Consider the following 6,434-nt stretch of genomic DNA (forward strand, 5'->3'; position numbering starts at 1 on the left):
AGTGAAGATGTCAGGGAAATATAGCTGTCCTGACAAAGGGTATTGCCTTTATGCCGCAGAATATATGACCTCTCTTCTCTCGGCGCTTGCTGCAGAGACGGAGGGTGTGAAATATTCGGATGATATCGAATACGTCCACCGCTGCAGGGTTGCGACGAGAAGACTTCGGGCGGCGATGTCGGTATTCGAGGAATGTTTCCCCAAAAAAGAGTTCGGGGAATGGCTGAAACAGATCAAAGGGATCACCGGCTCGCTCGGCGAGGCAAGGGACCTGGACGTCCAGGTAGATTTCCTCAAAAAGTTTCTTTCGCCTGAAGAGCGGCAGGGAACGAAGGTTTTCTTTATCGCCGGGGATGTTGCGGGAAAGACAAATCAGACAAACGTTTCCGAGACTGCGATAATTCCCGTGTATCCCGCTGAAGACGACGACGCCCGGGCAGGGAAATCAGTCGTTTCCAGGATCGTGAACTTCTTCAGGCATATCTTTTCGCCGGGGAGAGATGAAACCGAACCTGAACCCGAAGGACAGACAGGTGATCTCACACCATCATCAGGATATAATTTCAGGGCGTCGGATCCGTATACGGCGGGAATCGAATGCCTGATTACAAGACTCGAACAGAGAAGAAAGAGCATCCAGCCGGCCGTTATAAAGTCCATCGAATCTTTCGAGAAGTCGAAGACGGCCGAAAAGATGGGGACATACCTGAGGGCGATGATCGTCGAGGCGGACCTGAACCAGACCGACATCCACTCACCTTACTCCTTCGAGAAGGCGTTTTACAATATTACGCTTGCAGAGGAGGGCCTGTACTGGTATGAGAGATTCTTAAAAGATCCGTCGCTGGTGAAAAGGCATCACGAGATGAGGATCTCGGCGAAGAAGTTCCGGTATACGATCGAGACATATTCCGGGCTGTACGAAGGGGAGCTGAAAGACCAGATCAAGGTCATGAAAAAGCTCCAGGACTATCTCGGCGATATCCACGACTGCGATGTCTGGGCGGCCTTCCTCGATGACTTCATCGTCGAGGAGAGGAAGAGGAACATCGAATTCTTCGGAAACGACCGGTTCTTCATGTTCGTTCTCCCGGGCCTCAACTTTCTCAAAGAGAACAGGATCTCGAAGAGGACGGAGCTGTATACAGAACTTCTCGAGTACTGGGACGGGATGAAGAAGGAGCATTTCCGCGAGGAGCTGGGATCGGTGATCTCTCTTCCGCTCCAGTCTTCGTTGAACCGCATCATCGACAGTTCGCCGGACGATTCACCCCTGCATATCGCACTGATCGGGGACGTTCACGCGAACCTTCCCGCACTGGAGGCCGTGCTCGCGGACGCGAAAGAACGCGGGGCATCAGCGATCATCAACACCGGGGATTTTATCGGGTACGGTGCTTTTCCCGACCAGACGGTATCGAAGATCAGGGCCGAGCATATCGTCAGCGTCATCGGGAATTACGATCTTTCTGTACTTAAGTCCAGGACGAAGAAGAAGAGCCTCCCGAAGAACAGGCAGAAACGTTTCGCGATGGAATGGGCGTATAAGGAGCTTTCCGATGAGAACAGGAGATACCTGAAGCTGCTTCCGAAAAATCTCAGCCTTATGGTGAAGGGAAAGTCCCTGTATGTCACGCACGGATCGCCTGATTCGATAAAGGATTACATAAACGAGACCACGCCCGACGATCTTCTCAGGTCGTATATCAGCGGTACGGGAGCGGATTTCATCATCACCGGTCATACCCATACGCAGTACGCAAAAAAGATCGACGAGACGTGGTTTATCAATACCGGTAGCGTGGGAAGACCGGACGACGGAGATCCCAGGGCATGCTACGCCATGCTGAGCCTGAATCCTTTCTCCCTGTATCATGTCAGGGTGCCGTACGACGTGGAGAGGGCTGTCGAGGAGATCTATAAGAAGAACCTTCCCGAATCGTTTGCAAGGATATTCCGGGAAGGAAAACCGCTGGATATAATCATGCATTCGGATTGATATGAACTTTGAAGACTCTGCAGAGATCCAAAACTGCCTCGGAATCCTGGGGGCATACGGTGTCGATACCGTTCACCCGGCGCATGTGACAAAAAATGCGGGTGTACTCTTCGACTGCCTCAAAGAGCTCCACCACCTTGGCAAACCTGAAAGGAGGCTTCTTATCTTCGGGTCTCTTCTTCACGATATCGGCTGGAGCATATCCGAAAAGAAGCACCACAGGCATTCGATGGATATCATACTGGGAGACAAGTCCCTGAATTTAAACGACCGGGAGAGGACGATCGTCGCAAATATCGCGAGATACCACAGGAAAGCGCTTCCCTCGGACGAGCACGAAAACTTCTCGGGTTTAAGTCCTGAAGAAAAAAACATCATTCTCGTGAATGCCTCGATCCTCAGGATCGCCGACGCCCTGGACAGGATGCACATGTCGAGGATCGAAGTTGCCGGGTGCACGGTGAACGGGGATTCGGTAATAATAAAATGCAGGACCTCTGGAATTTCAGGATATGAAATTGCAGCGGTCGAAAAGAAGAGCGACCTGTTCGAAAAAATTTTTAACAAGAATGTGAGGCCGGTATGCCTGATAGAACAGAAGAAAAAATAATATCATTTATCGATCTCGGAACGAATTCTGCAAGACTGCTTATCGCAAGGATATATTCCAATCATTCTTACTCCGTCCTGCGGCGGCAGAAAGAGATCATAAGGCTTGGCGAGGGCAGTTTTGCGCAGGGAGTTATATCCGAATATGCAATTGTAAAGGCAATCGATCTCTGCAGGAAATATGTTGAGATTTCCCAGAACTTTAACGTGGACGAGATCCACGCGGTCGCGACATCGGCGGCGAGGGATGCGGTCAACGGCCAGGACCTCATACACAGGATCAGGCAGGAGACGGGCCTCGACATAAAGATAATATCGGGAGAGGAGGAGGCGAGACTGATCTATCTCGGTGTCTCGAACAATCTCGGTATGGATGACAGGTTGTGTCTCTTTATAGATATCGGCGGAGGAAGCACCGAGATAATCGTCGGCAGCCGCTTCGATTATGTCTACATAAAGAGCCTGAAACTCGGCGCCCTGAGGACGCATTTCCGGTTCCTTGACAACTCGGGTACCGGGGTAATAGACCCGGACAAGAGGGAGAAGATCCGGAAATTCGTCGAGAGCAAGATTTCGTATACGAAGACCGAGGTGCTCAGCCACCCGATAGAGAAGGTATACGGAAGCTCGGGAACGATAAAGGCACTGATATCGCTTGCTGAAAAGTACAGGAATAAGAACTCCTCGTCAAATGATGAAAATTCTGCCGATATCGCAGAGATCGAGAACGTTATGCTCAGGCTGTGCGGCATGAGCCTTGAAGAGAGACAGAATATTCCCGGACTGAATCCCGCCCGTTCGGATATCATTGCAACGGGTGCGATAATCCTTCATACCCTGATGAAGGAGATGAAGATCGCGAGGATCTATTCGACCGACAGCAGTCTCCGGGACGGACTGCTGTTCGATTATATGCTGAAGCAGCCGGGATTCAAGTCGGCCGTCGATATCCCGGTAAAGGAGAAGAGCGTCAGGCATCTCGGAAGATCGTGCAGGATCGACGAGGCCCATGCAGAACATGTCACGAAACTCGCAAGGGATCTCTTCGAGAGTGCAAAGGAATGCGGGCTGCATAATTACGGTCCCGAAGAACTGGAGATGCTGGAATATGCCGCATTTCTTCACGATATCGGGCAGTTCGTAGCGTTTTCAGGCCACCAGAACCATTCGTGCTACATGATCATGAATAAATCGCTTCTGGGGTTCAACCAGGAGGAGCTGAGAATTATCGGCCTTATCGCAAATTTCCATAGGAAGAAGGTACCCAAATTAAAGGATGAGATATTCGGCGGCCTTGAAGAGGAGACCGTGAAATCCATTATTGTTCTCTCTCTTTTCCTGAGAATCGCCGAGCATCTTGAAAGAAGCCACGACGGAAGGGTGAAGAGAGCGTGGTTTTCAAAAACCGACAAAAAGCTGACGATAAATATCGAATCCGAAAGGGACTGCACGATCGAACTGCGGGCGATGGAGGACGATCTCGCCGTTTTGGAGAATACGTTCGGCCTGAAGGCGGAGATAAAAGAGATTTAATGAATACGGATTCTTTCAGAACTTATCCGGGGTAAACCTGAAGCTGCCTGTCGGCACGGTTATTTCGAAGTTTACCCCTTTGCCTTCTTTTCCGGTTTCAGCAATCATGATGCCGGTTATCGAGAGAATTTCACGCGAAAGGAACAACCCGAGCCCCGTGTGTTTTCCGAAACCTCTCTGGAAGAGTTTTTCCCTGTCCTTATCGGCGATCCCGACACCGTTGTCCCTGTAAGAGATAACAAGCTTCTCATCTTCATCTGAATATGAAAGAGATATTTCGGTTACACGTTCTCCGTGTCGAAAAGAGTTTTCCATCAGGTTGTAGAACACTTTCTCGACAAGTGGGTCGCAGAATATTTCAAGCCCTTTCAGTTTATTTTCAAATTTGATCCCTCCCATATCCAGCATTCCGGCGCACTGGTCGGCTATGATGCCGACATTCTGCCATTTCGGTTCGTTAATCCCGATATCCTGGTATTGCCGGGTGAACTCGATCTGGCGCTGGATTAAATTGACGGCCTCAGTCTCTTTATCGATAAATTTCTGAAGCTCGGGATCTTCTGCAATATCCTTTGAGATTTCAAGATACCCGGTGACGGCCATAATTGAATTCAGGATATCGTGCCTTGTAATCGAGGAGAGCATATTGAGTTTTTTGTTGGCTAAAAATAGGGCATCTTCTGCCTTTTTGCGATCGGTGAAATCCGTTATGATGAAGTTGTATCCCTCTAATCTTCCTTCATTAATGGCAGGAGTCCGGGTCACTCTTATATGCCTGACCGATCCGTCCCTTGAAAAGACCCTGAATATATTGTCGCCGGACTTTTCATCATCTTTTTTCTGAAGGATTTCCCTGGCGTCCAGGAGGTCTTCGGGATGTGCATAGGTCAGGATATTCATACCGATTACTTCCTCCGGGTTGTAACCGTAGGTCTTTTCTATAATATTATTTACAAACAGGATCGTTCCGTCCAGGTCGGTCGTGAGTATTACATCGCTTATATTTTCAACAAGATTCCTGTATTTTTTTTCGCTCTCCACAAGAGCTTCTTCGGCTTTTTTGATTTCTGTTGCATCTTCATATATTGCGACAATCTCACCCGAAGGAAGGCGATAGACAAAATTCTCTCTCCAGCTTTCGATTCGCTTGTCTTTATACTGCGAGACCGGATGGCTCTGTGGTGTTCCGGTATTCCAGACCGTGCGAAAAACCTGTAACAGTCCGAAATCGCGAACAGCAGGAAAAACTTCTGTAACAACCTTTCCTATTACATCTTTTTTAGTAAGGTTCTCGATTATTTCTGCACCGTGGTTAAAATCGACAAATTCGAAATCTTTCCCGTCGTCAACGGCTTTGTAAACTGCAACGCCGCTTTTCATCGAGTTGAAAAGCTCCCTGAAACGGTCTTCGCTCTCTTTCAGCTCCTCCTCAGCTGTTTTTCTTTCGGTTATGTCTTCGAGTGTCTCAACCGCACCGATTATCGAGCCGCTCTTATCTTTTATTAGCGAGGCGGTGAAATAGAGCCATTTCCCCGTTTTATTCATATGAGGAAAGAAATCGACTGCTTCATAAGCTCCTTCAATAAATTGCGATTTATCATATTTTCCTTCATACAATTCCGGGATGCGGTCTTCTTCTCCGTCGATGAGCAGATCAGGCAGGGTGGGCCTTTTTTTAGGGTAGAATGCCTTCCAGTGACGATTCGTTCCCATAACCTCGTTTGATTTTATGCCGCTGTATTTCTCGAGGGCTTCGCTCCAGAAGAGAACCTTGTGGTCCCTGTCTACGACAAATTGCGGGATTGGGGAGCCGCCGACTATGGCTTCAATCCATGTTTCGCAGGGGGCGTATTTTTCAATCTCCCTTTTGGGGGTCTTAACCGTATTTTTAGGACACATCTTCGCGATTCCGACAGGTGATAATAATTAAAATATAATATATAAACTTATGTTCGATCGGATTCTATCCCGATCCTGAAAAAAATATTTTTCCAGTTAGCAAGGGAGGGGGACGATTCCTCCTCCCTATTACTCTCCCCCACGTGGCGATAGGTCGCGGTCGGGACGGGCAAGCGTCCCTCCTGCTCCGGAAAACTTCATTTTTGTTTTCCCCCCGGCTGAGGCCACCGAAGGGCTTTGCCCTTTCAATACCTCTAAAAAAAATATTAAATTAAATCTTAAAGGGAGGGGGACGTTTCCCCCTCCCTATTACCCTCCCCCACGTCGCGATAAGTCGCAGTCGGGATGGACAAGCATCCCTCCCGCTCCGGAAAACTTCATTTTTGTTTTCCCC

At 48.8% G+C, this 6,434-nt stretch carries 4 protein-coding genes; 3 read left to right on the forward strand and 1 reads right to left on the reverse strand.

Going from position 1 to position 6,434, the window contains the following annotated elements:
- Positions 1-7 precede the first annotated feature (7 nt).
- Genes METPAY_RS00760 through METPAY_RS00770 form a run of 3 tightly spaced genes read left to right on the forward strand, consistent with a single transcriptional unit; the run spans position 8 to position 4,141 of the window.
- Positions 8-1,999 (forward strand): CHAD domain-containing protein, encoded by a 1,992-nt coding sequence (locus METPAY_RS00760; RefSeq protein ID WP_048148265.1) that lies wholly within the window; start codon positions 8-10, stop codon positions 1,997-1,999.
- A gap of 1 nt (position 2,000) precedes the next feature.
- Complete coding sequence (locus tag METPAY_RS00765; protein ID WP_052418603.1) at positions 2,001-2,609, forward strand: HD domain-containing protein; 609 nt, start codon at positions 2,001-2,003, stop codon at positions 2,607-2,609.
- Positions 2,582-4,141: a Ppx/GppA phosphatase family protein gene (locus tag METPAY_RS00770; protein ID WP_048148266.1), complete on the forward strand. Its 1,560-nt coding sequence runs from the start codon at positions 2,582-2,584 to the stop codon at positions 4,139-4,141. The genes METPAY_RS00765 and METPAY_RS00770 overlap by 28 nt, the downstream gene beginning before the upstream one ends.
- A gap of 15 nt (positions 4,142-4,156) precedes the next feature.
- On the opposite strand, the gene METPAY_RS13980 is transcribed toward METPAY_RS00770, so the two are convergent.
- Complete coding sequence (locus METPAY_RS13980) at positions 4,157-6,040, reverse strand: PAS domain-containing protein (RefSeq protein WP_052418604.1); 1,884 nt, start codon at positions 6,038-6,040, stop codon at positions 4,157-4,159.
- Positions 6,041-6,434 lie beyond the last annotated feature (394 nt).

Origin of the sequence: Methanolacinia paynteri (assembly GCF_000784355.1) — an archaeon.
GTDB lineage: Archaea > Halobacteriota > Methanomicrobia > Methanomicrobiales > Methanomicrobiaceae > Methanolacinia > Methanolacinia paynteri.